The organism is Bradyrhizobium sp. AUGA SZCCT0283 (assembly GCF_018130385.1).
Lineage (GTDB): Bacteria > Pseudomonadota > Alphaproteobacteria > Rhizobiales > Xanthobacteraceae > Bradyrhizobium.
The window spans coordinates 291,567-307,775 of sequence record NZ_JAFCLU010000002.1 but is presented as its reverse complement, the minus strand read 5'-3'; the positions used below and the strand labels follow the sequence as shown (position 1 = coordinate 307,775).

The window sequence follows — 16,209 nt, the reverse complement described above, 5'->3', positions numbered from 1 at the left end:
TTTGGGCTGCCTCCAGTTCCGGAACTGTACCGGCAGTCAGCTCGCGAGTTTTTTCTCTTTTGCAAACGGACTGAGCCCGAGCCAGGTCTGCATGGCGGAAGCGATGCGGCGGTCGCCGGTCAAAATCATGCGCTTGCTTGCCACGGCGGCGCGGACCGTATCAAGCCCCATCCAGATCGCGGTCATGGTTCGCAGGTCGACGGACACATAGAGGTCTACGTCGAATCCGGGATCGACTGAACAGAGATCGACGTCGTCCTTGGGGTCGACGATAAGCCACCAGGATCTCTGCGTGGCGGGCAGTTCGGGATAAACGAACTGAACGACGTTTCGCCCCTGCGGCATTGGCGTCGTGTTCAGATTCCGACGCATGTCCCACATCAGGAGTTGAACGTCGAGATGCTGGAGCGACAAGTCGGCGTCGATGCGGCGCTGGCCCCAGATTCCAAATGCCTCGACGATCGGTTCAAGTTCTCGCCCCGACGCCGTCAGACGATACTCGAATGCACCGGACTCTGAGCGCGACGCCTCGCGAGCGACAATTCCTGCGGCTTCAAGATCCTTGAGCCGCCGTGACAGCAACGCCGGCGACATCCGTGGCACGCCGCGTCGCAGTTCGTTGAAGCGCGTCGATCCGGCGACGAGTTCGCGGAGCAAGACAACGGTCCAACGCGTGCAAAGTACTTCTGCAGCCATCGCCACCGGGCAGAACTGCCTGTAGCTACCCTCGGCCATGCTTCTCTCCCTCTCGCTGATGCGCAAAGCCTAGTAAGGAAAGCCCGCCGTTTCCAGTTCAGTTTCTGTACCAGGACAGATTCATTCCGTGAACTGGCCGCCCGCAAGTCCGCTTGGTAACTCGCCGGAATGCGGGCTCGGGCTCGCCTGAACCTGGCCCTTCCTCTCGTCGCCGCTCGCGCCGAAAGGCGTTGAGCCGCAGATTTAACCCCCAATGATAAGGACCTTCCATGAGAAAATTTTCGAGCGATCCGACCGTTCTGCTGACGTGTCTTGCGGTGCTTGGCGCAGCGGTGCTTCTGAGCGTCGGCATTGCACCCGCTTTTGCGGCTACGATTTCGCGTAGCGCCGACGTGAAAGCATCCGCCGCGGCTGTATGGTCGGTGATCGGACCGTTCTGCGCGATCAAGAACTGGTTGCCGCCGGTAGGCGAATGCATCGAGGACGGCAAGGCGCCACCGACCCGCGTTCTCGTGACCAGGGACGGCAAGGCCGCGTTTGTGGAAACGCAAACGGCGCGGAACGATAATGAACACAGTTACTCCTATGCGTTCGTTTCGAGCCCGCTACCGGTCTCGAACTACAAGGCGACGATCAAGGTAACGGCCAGAGGTGATGGGTCTTCGACGATCACATGGAGCGGTTCCTATACCCCGGACGAAGGAAAGGAAAAGGCAGCCAGCGAGGCGCTGATTGGCGTCTACGAAGCCGGCTTGACCGAGATCAAGGCCAGACTCGCGAAGTAAAGGCGGCTGCCTCGTCCGCCTTGAAGCCCTGCCAGCCGGCCGCGAACTTCGCGTTCGTGGCCGGCCGATGCTTGAAAACGTCCAACTACGCCGGCGGGAATTTCGTCTGCCTGCTGCGAACGCGGAACTCCGATCCGCCCAAATCCTTATTAGAACGTATTTCGGAGATTGCCGATGATCCGCCTGTTTGCCGGAATGATGGTGCTCGCCTGTCTCGCCCCTCCGGCCTTCGCAGGCCTCGATGCGGCGGCGGTCAACAATGCGGAATTCAAGGGCAAGCCACCGGCCGACGACAGGATCAATCCCGCAATCGTCAAGGCGCAGGTGCTGCTCGACCGCGCCAGTTTCTCGCCCGGTGAGATCGACGGCAAGCTGGGCGAGAACGCGGAAAAGGCCCTGAGGGCATTCGTCGAATCCAAGGGCCTCGCCGTGGCCAAGCAGCTCCTCACTTCGGAAGTCTGGGGCGCCTTGCTGGCCACCGGTCAGGATCCGATTGTCGTCGAATACAAGATCACGGAGAAGGACGTCAAAGGGCCGTTCCTGACGAAGTTGCCGGCCAAGATGGAAGACATGAAGGGCCTGAAATCGCTGGACTACACCAGCCCGCGCGAGGCCATCGCCGAAAAGTTTCACATGAGCGAAGCGCTCCTGGAAGCTCTCAATCCCGGCCGGAAATTTGAGGCCGGTCAAACGATCTCGGTAGCGAACATCCTGATGAAAGAGACCAGGCCGACGGTTGCGCGTGTCGAGGTCGACAAGACCGCCCAGACGGTGAAGGCGTTCGGGAAGGCCGGCGAACTGATCGCCTTCTTCCCGGCAAGCGTTGGAAGCGACGAGAAACCGACCCCAAGCGGCGTGCTCAAGGTGACTTCGATCGATGCGCGACCGAACTACCGCTACAATCCGGACTACAAGTTCAAGGGCGTCAAATCCAGGGAAGCCTTCACGATCAAGCCCGGCCCCAACAACCCTGCAGGCTCCCACTGGATCGGGCTCTCAGCCGAAGGATATGGCATTCACGGGACTTCCAACCCGTCGAAGGTCAGCAAGGCGGAGTCGCACGGCTGCGTCCGTCTTACCAACTGGGACGTCGACAAATTGGCAAAGCTTCTGAAGAAGGGCACGGAAGTGTCATTCATCGAGCGCGCGGCGGCGAACCGGAAGTGATTCCCTTCCAGGCGCAATGCTGCAAGATCAATCGGTCGTGGCGAATGCGTCGTAGACCAGTTTCTTGAACGCGGGTGTGATGCGTCCACGTTCGTTCTGGGTCTGCTCAAGCAGGATGTAAATCATGTCCAGCTTTGGATCGACACCGAAGTAGGTGCCGCTGCCGCTATCCCATTTGAGTTCGCCGATCGAGCCTGGCGGCGGCGGTCTGGCATTTCCGGGATCGGTGCGCACCGCAAAGCCATAGCCGTAGCCAAAGCCATCGCCGGGAAAGTAGTAATAATCCCGCGCAACGCCGGATCCAGGCCCGATATGGTCTGACGTCATCGACTTGAATGCGGCCGGGCTAAGGTACCGTTTGCCATCGAGTTGCCCGCCGTTGAGGACCATCTGGGCAAAACGGGCATAGTCGGTCAGGGACGAGACCAATCCGCCGCCGCCGGACTCCCATTCCGGATGAGCGCGACGTTGAGCCTCCGCGAGTTTCAGGATGGTATCGCTGGGCAGCGGCTCCGCCATCCGCGCGCGTTCGTCGGCACTTTCCAGCACGAATTTCGTGCTGGTCATGCCGAGCGGATCGAAGATGTGCTGCTTCTCGAATTGATAGAGCGTCTGTCCGGAGACGATCTCAATGATGCGCCCAAGGACGTCGGTTGAATGTCCGTAACGCCAAAGCGTGCCGGGTTGCCGCGCCAAAGGCAATCTGGCGATGCGATCGGCAAACACCTTGTTGTTGTAACGCCCATCGAAAAGGCCTGATTCCGAGTAGGCCTTCATGATCAGCTTGCCGCCGATATAATCATACGTGATGCCTGACGTATGGCGCAGCAGGTCCATAATGGTCACCGGCCGATCGGCCGGGACAAGCTTTAGAACGTTCTGGCCGTCAGGAGTGCCTGAACCGACGCCTACTTTCGCGTCGGAAAACCCGGGAATGAATTTGAATACGGGATCGGCGAGCGAGAGCTTGCCTGCGTCGATCAACATCATCGCCGCGACGCTGGTGATCGGCTTCGTCATCGAATGAAGCGCAAAGATCGTGTCTGATGTCATCGCAACCTTGGTCTCGACATCCTGAACGCCAAAACATTTCAGATAGACCGGCTTGCCATGCTGCTGGATCAACACGACGGCGCCGGGCAACTTCCCGGTCGCAACCTCATTGTTGAAAAATTCGGTGATGCGTTCGAGCTTGTTCGGCAAGGGGGCGGGGACGTTGGTCGCCTGGTTGGCCGCGGTCGCGTTGGTCCAGATCGCCAATGACAAGGCCGCCGCAAGAAGTCGGCCGGCGCGTGATACCACGGTGCAATGCAATATCCGTTGAGTCCGCGTCTTCATTGCTGGTTTGTCCTGCGGACAGATTGAATTGCGGAGAACTCGGAGAGCCGGGGAGTGACTAACATGTCGCCCACTCTGTCGCCACGTGGGCAATTGCCCCAAGCGCACCGATGGCGGAGCCTCAGACATGCGTTGGACGAGGTAATGCCATTTTCGACTGCCAGCTGAACCGGGAGCTGAATCGAAAGCAGCTCTCGCAACCGGACGCGGTCCGGATTAACCTCAGGTTGCCAGGCCCGATCAACGGCCGGTGAACACATTGGGAGGATGCGATGACATGCCAGGAGCGGCACGATCCACAACAGCGCGATCCAGAAACCACGATATCGCGACGAACGCTTGTCCACGGCTTGGCCGCCTGCGCCGGCGCCACCGTAGCGGGAGCAAGCGGCGCGCTGGCCCAGAGCGGCCCCGTGGCGCCGCCGTCGACGATCACCAGCCCGCCGCGCGATTTCAGTCCGCGCGGCGCCCCGACCACCTATTTCTGGGACCCCGACATTATCGCGGTCGACCCGTCCTTCAACGACCTCGCCCAGCCCAACACGGCGATCAAGCGCCTCCACACCGGTGTGTTGTGGGCCGAAGGCCCGGCCTGGAGCGCGCAGGGACGCTATCTGCTGTGGAGCGACATTCCCAACAACAGGCAGATGCGATGGTCGGAGGATGACGGTCATGTCAGCGTCTTCCGCACGCCGTCGAACAACTCAAACGGCAACTCGTTCGACTTTCAGGGCCGCCAGCTCTCCTGCGAACATCTCACCCGCCGCGTGGTGCGTTATGAGCATGACGGCACCGCGACCGTGCTGGCCGATTCCTACAACGGCAAGAAGCTCAACTCACCCAACGACGTCGTCGCCCATCCCGACGGCAGCTACTGGTTCACCGATCCGCCCTATGGCGGCCAGCTCTATGAGGGCGAGCCCGACGTTGCGGGCGGTCCGAGCAATTCCGGCGGCAAGCTCAATCCACGGATCGGACAGCCGGCCGGCTTCGTGCCGGGCAAGCGCGAATTGCCGACCAATTGCTATCGCATCGATCCCTCCGGCCGCATCGACCTCGTGGTGACCGAGGATCAGGTGCCGGATCCCAACGGCCTCTGCTTCTCGCCCGACTACAAGAAGCTCTACGTCGCCTCGACCGGCAAGGGACCGGGCGATACCGGCGCCGGCGGCAAGGGCGACATGTTCGTGTTCGATGTCGGCACCGACAACAAGCCCACCAACCACAAGCGGTTCAGCGATTTCATGGTCGATGGCGTGAAATGCGGACCGGACGGCGTACGCTGCGACGTCAACGGCAATGTCTGGTGTTCGAGCAATGCCGGCCGCGCCGTCGGGTACAGCGGCGTGACGGTATGGTCGCCGGAAGGCAAGCTGCTCGGCCGCATCCGGCTGCCCGAGGTGTGCGGCAACGTCACCTTCGGCGGTCCCAAGCGCAACCGCCTGTTCATGGCCGCGAGCCAGTCGCTCTATGCCGTGTACACCGCCACCCAAGGTGCAGGACCGGGCTGACGCCTCGCTCTGCACATATCTCGATACAGCCATCGAGCGCCGGCGCAACCCGCCGGCGCTCGATCATTCGGAGAGGTTGGTCCGCAGCGGGCCTTGCGTGGCCTGCGGCTTCTCAATTCTGGGCCTGACCCAGTCAAACCGCTTCGAGCGCCGGCTGCTCTTTCGCCGATGCCTCATGAAGCCAAGGCCGGTGAAGCCGGGGATCATCAGGGCCCTGGTCGAGGGCTCGGGGACGCCTGACGAGGCCAGGTACTTCATTTCCTGCGGAGCTCCAGTCTGCGCGCGTGGCGGTGTCTCAGTACCGTAAAATTTGCTGCGCGTTCTTTCGGCGCGCGCTTTTCCAGCCGCAAAACGGGGCTCGGCGCTTGCTCCTTCGCTAAACTCAAGCAGACTGGTTCGGCCGGTCGACAGAGTTTGTGAGGGTGGGAATTTGTTTGACGTTCGAAAGCTCGAAAACGCCGGCAAGCGCCTCGGTGATGCCGTCCTGGACCCATTGGTCTGGACCGAACTGATGGAGGACATATGCCAGGCTGCCGACGCCAAGGGCGCAGCGATGCTTCAAAGCGACGTGCGAACCGAGGACATTCCAAGGACCGAAGCCGTCTCCGAGTTTTTCGACAACTACTTCCATCACAAACTCCATGTGGCGGACGTCAGGGCCGCACGCGGCGTCCCGCTTCTTCAGGCCGGCGCTGACGTGGTTACGGATGCCGATCTGTTCAGATCGGAAGCCGAGATGCTGCGCGATCCGCTTTACGCGAATCTCGCCGGGTATGGATTGAAGTGGTTTGCGGCGATCGGCTTCAAGGCCGGTCCGGCGCTGTGGGGGCTATCGATTCAGCGTACCCCCAAGGAAGGAATGTTCGAACCCGACGAGGTGAGGGCGCTGTCGCAGCTTTCGCATAGGCTTACCGAAGCGGCCACGCTTTCTACCGCGGTTGGACGGGCTGCCATCTTGAGCGTGACGAACGCCCTTGACCTCATGCAACGACCTGCATTGGCGATTGATCGTCATGGAATACCGCTTGGCGTAAACCGACAGATGGAGGCTTATATCGGTCGCGAAATCCTCGTCCGAAACAATCGGCTGGTACTTCATGACAGCCGCGCCGATTCCGAACTGTCCGAAGTCATCGATCGACTTAAGGAGACGTCAGACGTGCAAGCCTGTCGCCTCGATCCGGTGATCGTGAGGCGGGAAGGCAAGCGACCTCTGGTGCTAAAGGTGCTACCCGTTCCGCCGGCGGCGCGAAGTCCGTTTCTCGGAGCGCGCGCCGTGCTGGTCCTCAACGATCTCGAAGGCACTGCAGCCGTCAATCCGGATATGTTCGGGAAAGTCTTTGAGCTGACGCCGGCGCAAGCCAAGCTCGCCGGAAAGCTCGCGACAGGCAGTTCTATGGAAACTGCCGCGGCCGAAATGGGCGTCACCACGGAAACAGCCCGAAGTCATCTCAAGGCAATTTTCAACAGAACCGGCACGCATCGCCAGGGCGAACTCGTGGCGCTCCTTAACAGGCTGTCTCGTTAGTCCATTTTTCATTCTGAGTTCTTCGTCAGCTTTGGCGGGACTCGAAAGGAATTTCCGTCAGACGCCGACGTTCACCGTAATCCGCGGCGGTTCATTAAAATTCGTCACAAAGTGGCAACCGGCAGCCAACCGTTTGGGCAAAAGGTGGGCGCCCCTAAACCCGGCTTTTATGGCGCGTGGTGCACCGTCCTTTTCCAGAAAGGGAGAGGCTTGTGTATCAATGCCCGTATTCAAATATTTTACCTACGTAGGATCGACGCTGCTCGTATTATTGTTTATTTCGAACGCTTATCTCACCGACGACGAGAGCAATTTGCGGTTTGACGGATCGTTGTACGGCAGCGCGCTTTACGCGCCTCGCGTGGAGGAAACCCGGACGACGGCGGAGCGTCGCTTTACCCGCGATGTCACGCCTGCCGTTCGCGTTAGGGAAGTGTTTGCCGTGTTCGTCCCCAATGAGCGGCGACGCAACAAGCGGGATTCGTAACGCCGGTGTGTCCGCGGTTGAAACCGGCGGGCGCTCCAGACGGCAACCATCCGGTAACGTCGCCAGTTTCTAAACGCCGGATAATGCAGGCGTTTTGGAACGGTCCGGGGCCTCCGCCATTTTCTCCTGGTTTATTAATTTCGCTTCAATCCCGGTGCGAACCATCCCCGAAACCCGTGCGTTTCAGCTAGAATAAGCCGTCGTTTGGCCCAGGTGAGGCGCGACGTCGCGCCGCAGACCAGGAGAGTTCGCCATGAGCTTCCGCCGCGATTTCATCAGCAAGCCGATCTTCGCTTTCGCGCGTGGCGCCATGCCCGCGATGTCCGATACCGAGCGCGAGGCGCTCGAAGCGGGCGATGTCTGGTGGGACGCCGATCTCTTCACCGGCAATCCCGACTGGTCGAAATTGCTGGCTGTCGCGCCGGCCACTTTGACTGTAGAGGAAAAAGCCTTTCTCAACGGCCCCGTCGACGAGCTCTGCGCCATGCTCGACGAGTGGAAGATCAATTGGGAGTGGCGCGATCTGCCGCCGGAGGCGTGGGCCTTCATCAAGCGCCACAAATTCTTCGGCATGATCATCCCCAAGGAATTTGGCGGGCTCGGCTTCTCGCCCTATGCGCATTCGGAAGTGGTGCGAAAACTTTCCTCGCGCTCGCTGACCGCGGCTGTCACCGTGATGGTACCGAACTCGCTCGGGCCCGGCGAACTCCTGATGCGCTTCGGCACCAAGGAGCAGCAGGACAGGTGGCTGCCGCGGCTCGCCGAGGGCACCGACATTCCCTGCTTCGGCCTGACCAGCCCGGAAGCCGGCTCCGACGCGGCCTCGATGGTCGACACCGGCATCATCTGCAAGGGCAATTTCGAAGGCCGCGAAGTGCTGGGCTTGAGGCTGAACTGGCACAAACGCTACATCACGCTCGGCCCGGTCGCGACGCTGCTCGGTCTCGCCTTCAAGGCCTATGACCCCGATCATCTTGTCGGCCAGCAGGAAAATCTCGGCATTACCGTCGCGTTGATTCCGACCCATCTGCCCGGCGTCGAGATCGGCCGCAGGCATCTGCCGGCGATGCAGGTGTTCCAGAACGGCCCGAACTGGGGCCGCGACGTCTTCATTCCGATGGACTACGTCATCGGCGGGCAGGAGCGGCTCGGGCAGGGCTGGAAGATGCTGATGACGGCGCTGGCCGCCGGCCGCGGCATCTCGCTGCCGTCGCTGTCGGCCGCCGGTGCCGCCTATGCGGCGCGTACCACCGGCGCCTACGCCCGCATCCGCGAGCAGTTCGGCATTTCCATCGGCAAGTTCGAAGGCATCGAGGAGCCGCTCGCCCGCATCGCCGGCACGGCCTATCTGCTCGACGCCGCGCGCCGGCTGACCTGCGCCGCGCTCAATCAGGGGCATCATCCCGCCGTGATTTCCGGCATCATGAAGCTGCACGCCACCGAGCGGATGCGGACCGTGATCGACGACGCCATGGACATCCACGGTGGCAAGGCCGTGATCGACGGACCGCAGAATTACATGGGCAACCTCTATCGCGCGGTGCCGGTCGGCATCACCGTCGAGGGCGCCAATATCCTGACGCGCAATCTCATCGTCTTTGGCCAAGGCGCGATCCGCGCTCATCCATTCCTGCTTGACGAAATGAATGCACTGGGTGAAGCCGACCGTGCCAGGGGCCTCGATGCCTTTGACAAGGCGTTCTGGAATCACGTCGGCCACAGTTTTAAGACCATGTTCCGCGCCTGGGGACGAAGTTGGAGCGGCGGCCTGTTCGCGCCGGCACCCGATGCGGGAGAGGCGACGCGGTTCTATCGCCAGCTCTCGCGTTACTCTTCGGCGTTTGCATTATGCGCCGACATGGCGCTGCTGACGTTGGGCGGTGCACTCAAGCGCAAGGAAATGCTTTCCGCCCGGTTCGGCGACATTCTTTCCGAACTCTATCTATTGTCGGCGGCGCTAAAACGCTGGCAGGATGAGGGACGGCAGCGGGCCGATTTCGCCGCGCTCGAATGGTGCATGGCGAGCGGCTTCCGCACAATCGAGAACCGCTTTGCCGAAATCCTCGCCAACCTGCCGAACCGGTTCGTGGCGGTCATCCTGAAATTCCTGATCCAGCCGTTCGGCGCAAGGGTGACCGGTCCGTCCGACCGCGTCGTGCATCACTGCGCGCAGCTCGTGCTGGAGCCGTCGGCGGCGCGCGACCGGTTGACATCAGATCTTTCCGCGGTCGACGATGATGGCGGCATCGCCCGCCTGGAGAAGGCGTTCCTTCTGGTGACGGCGGCAGAAGATATTTCCAAACAGATGCGCGCGGCGCGCCTGCATGACTGGAAGGAAGCAGTCAAGAAGGGCGTCATCACGCAAGCCCAAGGCGAGAAGCTTCAGGCCGCACATGAGGCGGTTGCCAAGGTGATTGAGGTCGACGATTTCGCAGCCGAAGCATTGTCGCCGATTTACAGGAAGGCTGCCGACGTGCATCAGTTCTTCCAGGAACTGGGTGAACAGAGGGCGGCAAGCTGATGGCGCGACCGGTCTTTATCGTCGACGGCAGCCGGACGCCGTTCCTGAAAGCACGCTCCGGTCCCGGCCCGTTCACCCCGGTCGATCTCGCCGTGCAATGCGGCCGGCCGCTATTGGCGCGGCAGCCTTTCGCGCCTGACGCCTTCGATCAAGTCATCCTCGGCTGCGTCAACGTTATCGCCGACGAGATGAACCCGGCCCGCGTCGCCGCGCTGCGGCTCGGCATGGGCGAGAAGATGGTCGCCTTCACCGTGCAGATCAACTGCGGCTCCGGCATGCAGTCGATCGACACGGCCTATCGCTACATCCGCGAAGGCGTCTCAGACCTCATTCTGGCGGGCGGCGCCGAGGCGTTAAGCCACGCACCGCTGGTATGGCCGCAACAGGGCGTGCGCTGGTTCGCAGGCCTTGCGGGAGCCAAGGGCATCGGCGCAAAAATCATGGCCGCGCTGAAGGTGAAGCCGAGCTATTTCAAGCCGATCATCGGGCTCGAGCGCGGGCTCACCGATCCCATCACCGATCTCAACATGGGCCAGACCGCCGAAGTGGTTGGGCATCTCTTCGGCATTACGCGCGTGCAGTCGGATGCCTATGCCGCCGAAAGCCACAAGCGGCTGGCAAGAGCGCAAGTAGAAGGCTGGCTCAAGGGCGAGGTCGAGACGGCGTTTGCGCGCGACGGCAAGTTCTATGATCACGACGATGGCGTGCGGCCGGACTCGACGCCGGAGAGCCTGGCGAAACTGAAGCCGGTGTTCGAACGTCCCTGGGGCAAGGTCACCGCCGGCAATTCCTCGCAGATCACCGACGGCGCGTCCTGGGTGATCCTCGCTTCCGAAGAGGCCGTGGCGAAGCACGGGCTGACGCCGAAGGCGGTCATTCTCGACAGCCAGTGGTCGGCGCTTGATCCCGGCATCATGGGCCTCGGGCCGGTGTTGTCCGCGACGGAGCTGTTGAAGCGCAATGAGCTGACGCTTTCCGATATCGAGACCTGGGAATTGAACGAGGCATTTGCGACGCAGGTGCTGGGCTGCCTCGCCGCCTGGAACGACGAAAAGTTCTGCAAGGAAATTCTCGGCCTCGATGGCGCGGCCGGCGAACTCGACCAGACGAAGTTGAATGTCGATGGCGGCGCGATCAGCCTTGGCCATCCCGTGGGCTGCAGCGGCAACCGTATCGTGCTGCACCTTGTCAACGCCATGAAGCGATTGGGCACACGGCGCGGCATCGCCACCGAATGTATCGGCGGCGGGCAGGGCGGCGCGATGCTGATAGAGACGGTGTGAGCATGGATAGCCAGATCATGAACGTTCTCGGCGATCGCGTGCTCGAACTGGGGCCGAAGCCCGCCGCCGATGGGCTGTACAAGAACTTCAAACTGACCCGTGATGCCGACGGCGTCGCCTGGCTGTTGTTCGACCGCGAGGGCACCAGCGCCAATACGCTCTCGGCGGATCTGATCGAGGAACTCGATAGGGTGCTGGCGGAGCTGGAAAGCCAACGTCCCACCGGCCTCGTCATCCGTTCCGCCAAAAAGTCCGGCTTCATTGCCGGCGCCGACGTCAATGCGTTTCGCGGCGCGACCGATTCGAGCGCCGTCGAGATCGAGATCGGCCGCGCGCATGCGGTGATCGACCGGCTCGAGGCCCTGCGGGTTCCGAGCGTGGCCGTGATCCACGGCTTCTGCCTCGGCGGCGGGCTCGAAGTGGCGCTCGCCTGCCAGATGCGGATCGCGATCGAGGATGCGCGGTTTGGTTTCCCTGAGGTGATGCTCGGCCTGCATCCCGGCCTCGGCGGCACTGTGCGGTTCACGCAGCTGGTCAATCCGATGCAGGCGATGCCGCTGATGCTGACCGGCAAGACCATCGATGCGCGGAAAGCGAAATCGCTCGGGCTGGTCGACGCCGTGACGCAGGAGCGGCATGTTCGCAATGCGGTGAAGGACGCCGTATCCGGCCGTCTGAAGCGCGCGCGGCCCGGGCTGCTCAACAATGTTCTTAGCCTCGGTCCCGTCAGGGGCTTCCTCGCCGGGCGCATGCGAGGCGAGACCGCCAAGGCCGCGCCGGAAGCGCATTACCCCGCGCCTTACGCGCTGATCGAACTCTGGGAAAAGCATGGCGGCGACCGTGCGGCGATGCTCAACGCCGAGAAGGCGTCTTTCGCCAAATTGATGGTGACGCCGACCGCGCAAAACCTGATCCGCGTCTTCTTCCTGCGCGAGCAGATGAAGAAGCTCGCCGGCAGTGGCAATAAGATCGAGCACGTCCACGTCATCGGCGCCGGCGCGATGGGCGGCGACATCGCCGCCTGGTGCGCCGGGCAGGACATGCGGGTGACGCTCGCCGACATGAAGGCTGAGCCGATCGCGAGCGCGATCAAGCGTGCCGCCGATCTCTACGGCAAAATCCTGCGCAAGCGTACTTCTGTGCGCGACGCGCTGGACCGGCTGATGCCAGACATGCAATCCGAGGGCGTCCGCAACGCCGACCTCATCATCGAGGCGGTGCCGGAAAAGCTGGAGCTGAAGCAGAAGGTCTATGCTGGCCTCGAGCCGAAGATGAAGCCGGGCGCGATCCTCGCGACCAACACCTCCAGCATTCCGCTGCAGGACCTGCGCACCACCCTGCAGAAGCCCGAGCGGCTGCTCGGGCTGCACTTCTTCAATCCGGTATCGCGGCTGCAACTCGTCGAGGTCGTCAGCCATGATGGCACGGACGCGCAACTGCTGAAGGAGGCGCTGGCCTTCGTCGGTGCGATCGACCGGCTCCCGCTGCCGGTAAAATCCTCGCCCGGCTTCGTCGTCAACCGTGCGCTGACGCCGTACATGCTGGAAGCGATGCTGATGCTGGACGAGAAGGTCGACAAAACGGTGATCGACGCCGCCGCGAAAAAGTTCGGCATGCCGATGGGGCCTATTGAATTGGCCGACCAGGTCGGCCTCGATATCTGCCTCGATGTCGGCGACATGCTGCGCTCGAAGTTCGGCGACATGTTGCCGCCGACGCCGGCCTGGTTGCGCGACAAGGTCGCCAACGGCGAACTCGGCCGCAAGACCGGCAAGGGCTTTTACACCTGGAGGGACGGCAAGGCCGACACCGGCGGCATGTCCGTGATCTCGGAACCATCGGCGGAAATGATCGACCGGCTGATCCTGCCGATGTCGAATGTCTGCGTCGCCTGTTTGCGCGAGGGCATCGTCGACAATGCCGATGTGGTCGACGGCGCCGTCATCTTCGGCACCGGCTACGCGCCGTTCCGCGGCGGTCCGTTGAACTACGCGCGAACCCGCGGCGTAGAGAACGTGGTCTCGACGCTGGAGGCCCTGACCGACAAGTTCGGCGGCAGGTTTACGCCGGATGCCGGCTGGGAGACTTTCAAGTGAACGAAACGCAAGTGCACGCGCCGGTCTCAACTGAAACCGAGCCGCGGGGCGATCTCTGCATCCGCACGCTGGCGATGCCGGCCGATACCAACGCCAATGGAGATATTTTCGGCGGCTGGCTGTTGAGCCAGATGGATATCGGCGGAGGCGTGTTCGCTTCCAAGATCGCCAAGTCGCGCACTGTAACGGTAGCGATCGAGGCGATGAATTTCCGCAAATCCGTCTACGTCGGTGATCTCGTGTCCGTCTACGCCAATCTGGTGCGGGTCGGGCGTACCTCGATCACGGTCCATCTCGAAGCATGGGTGGTGCGGCGCAAAGAGTTGCAGTCGATCCTGGTGACCGACGGCAACTTCACCTACGTTTCGATCGACGACAACGGCCGTCCGCAGCCAGTGAGCCCGGACGGCGTGATAACGACCTGAAGCTTACGGGCAGGGACGCTCGTAGCCGTCACGGCCAATGAACGTGCCACGGCGCGGATTATAGCTGGGTGAGCGCATGCAGCGCGGCGTGTCGTCATAATACCGCGGCGGCGGTGCGTATTGCGCCTGGACACCGCAATAGCGCGGCGGAACTTCCTGCCAGCCGCCGGGCTGTTCCACGTAGCAGCCGCCTTGATAGTAGCGATAACCACCGGGCCGCGGCTCGCCCTGGGCGCCGATCGCGGCTCCCGTCGTAGCGCCCACGATCGCGCCGACCGCGGCGCCGCGGCCGCCGCCGAGCGCGCCGCCGACGATGGCGCCCGCGGCGCCGCCGAACAGCGCGCCCCCGAGCGTGCTTTCCTGCGCCGCCGCCTCCTGGAGCGGTGCGCAAACCGCAAGGGCAACCAGCATCGAGAACGCGAATTTCGGCATCATGTCAGTTCTCCGGCCATTTGAACGATTCGCCAGCTATTCCGCAACCAGCTTTGACATAGGTTGGCCGTGCGGCGCAACGGTGGGCGAGGAACAATTTGCCGTGCAACCCGTTGTAAGCCCGGAAGAAATCACAGGCTGGGCCATGTCGGACACCTATATCATCGAAGTCGGCTCGCAGCCGGCAGGGATTATTGTGCGCGCTCCAGGCGGCTATCGGTTCTTTGCCGCCTCGCACCGTTTCAACCGGCTGGAAGGGCAGATATTCCGCAACGCCCGCGAGGCCGAGCGCGCGGCCCGGCGTCTTGCCAGCGGGATGCCGCTGGCGGCGTGACCGCCAGCGACCGTCTTTCAGCGGTCAAAGCTTGGTGGCCGACCGCGACAGCAGTTTCCAGTCCGAGCCCTGTTTCTGCCAGTTCATCAGGATGTGGAGGTTCTGCGGCGTCTTCTTGCCGTCGGTGAACTCCTGCTCGCCGACGAAGTTGAAGCGCACGATGGCGGCCGGGCCGACGACACGGACCGTGGGATCCTTGTATTCGAGCGACGTCCATTTGTAGTTGGCCTTGGTGATGCCGTCGAGAAGCGACGCCTTGGTGTCGACCTTGGCGTTCGAGTGGCTGTAGCTCAGCTCTTCCGCGCAGAGTGAGGCGACCCCCTCGGCATTGCCAGCTGCCTGCGCCGCACGGAAGGCTTCGACGTTCTTCGCGACGGCATCCTCGTCCGCACCGGCAAAAGCGGGGACGACGCTCATGAGCCCAAGTGTCAGCCCAAGTGCGAGTACGGGCAAGGCGAGCTGGCGGCGATCGATGTTCATGGTTTCCTCCATTCGTTTCTGGTTGTGATCACAGTGTTGCAGCCACAAATTGCGTTGTCGAGCACCGCTGGTGCGGCCCGTATGGCTTCCGGCGCGGTCGCCTTAACCAGATTCGTTGTTTCGGCCGGCCAATTGCGCTGCGGCCGATCTCCCTCGTTGACCGCAGCCTCAATCAGCCGCACCATAACGGCAACTTTGTGCCCCCACTCCATATCTCAAGGGCGCCGCCATGGCCGGACTGTCCCACCGCCAGACTGAAATCCTCAACATCGCCCGCGCCTTTGGCCGGGTGATGGTGGAAGACCTCGCCAAGCGTTTCGAGGTTTCGGCGCAGACCATCCGCAAGGATCTCAACGACCTCTGCGACCAGCGCTCGCTGACCCGCATCCATGGCGGCGCCATCATCGCCTCTGGCGTTGAAAACCTCGCCTATGAGGCGCGGCGCTTCGTGGCGGCGGAGGAGAAGCGGGCAATCGGCATCGCCGCGGCGTCGCGGATTCCGAACGGCTGCTCGCTGTTCATCAACATCGGCACCACGACGGAAGAAGTCGCGAGCGCGCTGACCTCGCATGAGGATTTGCTCGTCATCACCAACAACCTCAACGTCGCGATGCTCTTGTATCGGCACCCGCGCATCGAGGTGATCGTGGCGGGTGGCGCGGTGCGCCGCGCCGACGGCGCGGTGATCGGCTCGACCGCGATCAGCCTGATCGGCCAGTTCAAGGTCGATTACGCCATCATCGGCGCATCCGCGATCGACGAGGAGGGCGCGCTGCTCGACTTCGATTATCGCGAGGTGCAGGCCGCGCAGGCGATCATCGCCAACGCCCGCAGCGTCATGCTGGTCGCGGACTCGACCAAACTTCGGCGCAGCGCCCCGGTGCGCATCGCCCATCTCAGCCAGATCCAGACCTTCGTGACCGATGCGCCGCTGCCGGCGGGCCTTGCCAGCATCTGCCACCATCGGGGCATCGAAGTGGTCGAGGCGATGGACAAGCCGGCGGCGGATATCGACGAGCCGAACGGCGAGTCGGCTTCGACGGTGGTGCGGTTGAAATAGCGCGCCGACCACGGGCCGAGACACCGCTGCGCGGCTCCTCACCATGAAGATCCGGCATTTCGTCCT

Annotated in this window: 15 protein-coding genes and 1 pseudogene; 11 read left to right on the top strand and 5 right to left on the bottom strand. The window is 62.5% G+C overall.

Annotated elements, in window-relative coordinates; genetic code table 11:
* Nucleotides 1-36 precede the first annotated feature (36 nt).
* Nucleotides 37-735 carry a helix-turn-helix domain-containing protein gene (locus JQ624_RS04885; protein WP_212417710.1) on the bottom strand — a complete coding sequence of 233 codons (699 nt, stop codon included), beginning with the start codon at nt 733-735 and terminating at the stop codon, nt 37-39.
* A gap of 230 nt (nt 736-965) precedes the next feature.
* Between JQ624_RS04885 and JQ624_RS04880 the strand changes: the two genes are divergently transcribed.
* Nucleotides 966-1,481, top strand: a complete 516-nt coding sequence (locus JQ624_RS04880; protein ID WP_212417709.1) for an SRPBCC family protein — start codon at nt 966-968, stop codon at nt 1,479-1,481.
* 174 nt (nt 1,482-1,655) lie between these two features.
* The gene (locus JQ624_RS04875) at nt 1,656-2,648 is read left to right on the top strand and encodes a L,D-transpeptidase family protein (protein ID WP_212417708.1); all 993 of its coding nucleotides are present in this window, start codon (nt 1,656-1,658) and stop codon (nt 2,646-2,648) included.
* 27 nt (nt 2,649-2,675) lie between these two features.
* On the opposite strand, the gene JQ624_RS04870 is transcribed toward JQ624_RS04875, so the two are convergent.
* A complete protein-coding gene (locus JQ624_RS04870; protein ID WP_212417707.1) occupies nt 2,676-3,986 on the bottom strand; it encodes a serine hydrolase in 1,311 nt (436 codons plus the stop codon).
* 272 nt (nt 3,987-4,258) lie between these two features.
* On the opposite strand from JQ624_RS04870, the gene JQ624_RS04865 reads away from it, so the two are divergent.
* Nucleotides 4,259-5,497: an SMP-30/gluconolactonase/LRE family protein gene (locus JQ624_RS04865; protein WP_212417706.1), complete on the top strand. Its 1,239-nt coding sequence runs from the start codon at nt 4,259-4,261 to the stop codon at nt 5,495-5,497.
* Nucleotides 5,498-5,560: 63 nt separating this feature from the next.
* Here JQ624_RS04865 and JQ624_RS04860 read toward each other — a convergent pair whose 3' ends face one another.
* Nucleotides 5,561-5,755: a PEP-CTERM sorting domain-containing protein gene (locus JQ624_RS04860; protein ID WP_212417705.1), complete on the bottom strand. Its 195-nt coding sequence runs from the start codon at nt 5,753-5,755 to the stop codon at nt 5,561-5,563.
* A gap of 52 nt (nt 5,756-5,807) precedes the next feature.
* On the opposite strand from JQ624_RS04860, the gene JQ624_RS04855 reads away from it, so the two are divergent.
* From JQ624_RS04855 to JQ624_RS04830, 6 genes are all read left to right on the top strand, one after another.
* The gene (locus JQ624_RS04855; protein WP_212417704.1) at nt 5,808-7,025 is read left to right on the top strand and encodes a helix-turn-helix transcriptional regulator; all 1,218 of its coding nucleotides are present in this window, start codon (nt 5,808-5,810) and stop codon (nt 7,023-7,025) included.
* Nucleotides 7,026-7,245: 220 nt separating this feature from the next.
* On the top strand, nt 7,246-7,512 hold the full coding sequence (locus JQ624_RS04850; protein ID WP_212417703.1) for a hypothetical protein: 267 nt from the start codon (nt 7,246-7,248) through the stop codon (nt 7,510-7,512).
* Nucleotides 7,513-7,765: 253 nt separating this feature from the next.
* A complete protein-coding gene (locus JQ624_RS04845; RefSeq protein WP_212417702.1) occupies nt 7,766-10,033 on the top strand; it encodes an acyl-CoA dehydrogenase in 2,268 nt (755 codons plus the stop codon).
* Nucleotides 10,033-11,316 carry an acetyl-CoA C-acetyltransferase gene (locus tag JQ624_RS04840; protein ID WP_212417701.1) on the top strand — a complete coding sequence of 428 codons (1,284 nt, stop codon included), beginning with the start codon at nt 10,033-10,035 and terminating at the stop codon, nt 11,314-11,316. Before JQ624_RS04845 ends, JQ624_RS04840 begins: the two co-directional genes overlap by 1 nt.
* 2 nt (nt 11,317-11,318) lie before the next feature.
* On the top strand, nt 11,319-13,412 hold the full coding sequence (locus JQ624_RS04835; RefSeq protein ID WP_212417700.1) for a 3-hydroxyacyl-CoA dehydrogenase NAD-binding domain-containing protein: 2,094 nt from the start codon (nt 11,319-11,321) through the stop codon (nt 13,410-13,412).
* On the top strand, nt 13,409-13,837 hold the full coding sequence (locus JQ624_RS04830) for an acyl-CoA thioesterase (RefSeq protein WP_212417699.1): 429 nt from the start codon (nt 13,409-13,411) through the stop codon (nt 13,835-13,837). The genes JQ624_RS04835 and JQ624_RS04830 overlap by 4 nt, the downstream gene beginning before the upstream one ends.
* 135 nt (nt 13,838-13,972) lie before the next feature.
* Here JQ624_RS04830 and JQ624_RS04825 read toward each other — a convergent pair.
* A pseudogene (locus tag JQ624_RS04825) lies at nt 13,973-14,272 on the bottom strand (glycine zipper domain-containing protein); the annotation flags it as partial.
* 142 nt (nt 14,273-14,414) lie between these two features.
* On the opposite strand from JQ624_RS04825, the gene JQ624_RS04820 reads away from it, so the two are divergent.
* Nucleotides 14,415-14,603 carry a hypothetical protein gene (locus tag JQ624_RS04820; RefSeq protein WP_212417845.1) on the top strand — a complete coding sequence of 63 codons (189 nt, stop codon included), beginning with the start codon at nt 14,415-14,417 and terminating at the stop codon, nt 14,601-14,603.
* A gap of 24 nt (nt 14,604-14,627) precedes the next feature.
* Here the strand turns inward: JQ624_RS04820 and JQ624_RS04815 are convergent, their stop codons facing one another.
* Complete coding sequence (locus tag JQ624_RS04815; protein WP_212417698.1) at nt 14,628-15,083, bottom strand: nuclear transport factor 2 family protein; 456 nt, start codon at nt 15,081-15,083, stop codon at nt 14,628-14,630.
* 229 nt (nt 15,084-15,312) lie between these two features.
* Here JQ624_RS04815 and JQ624_RS04810 point away from each other — a divergent pair, with 229 nt between their 5' ends.
* Complete coding sequence (locus JQ624_RS04810) at nt 15,313-16,143, top strand: DeoR/GlpR family DNA-binding transcription regulator (protein ID WP_212417697.1); 831 nt, start codon at nt 15,313-15,315, stop codon at nt 16,141-16,143.
* The last annotated feature ends 66 nt before the right edge of the window (nt 16,144-16,209 follow it).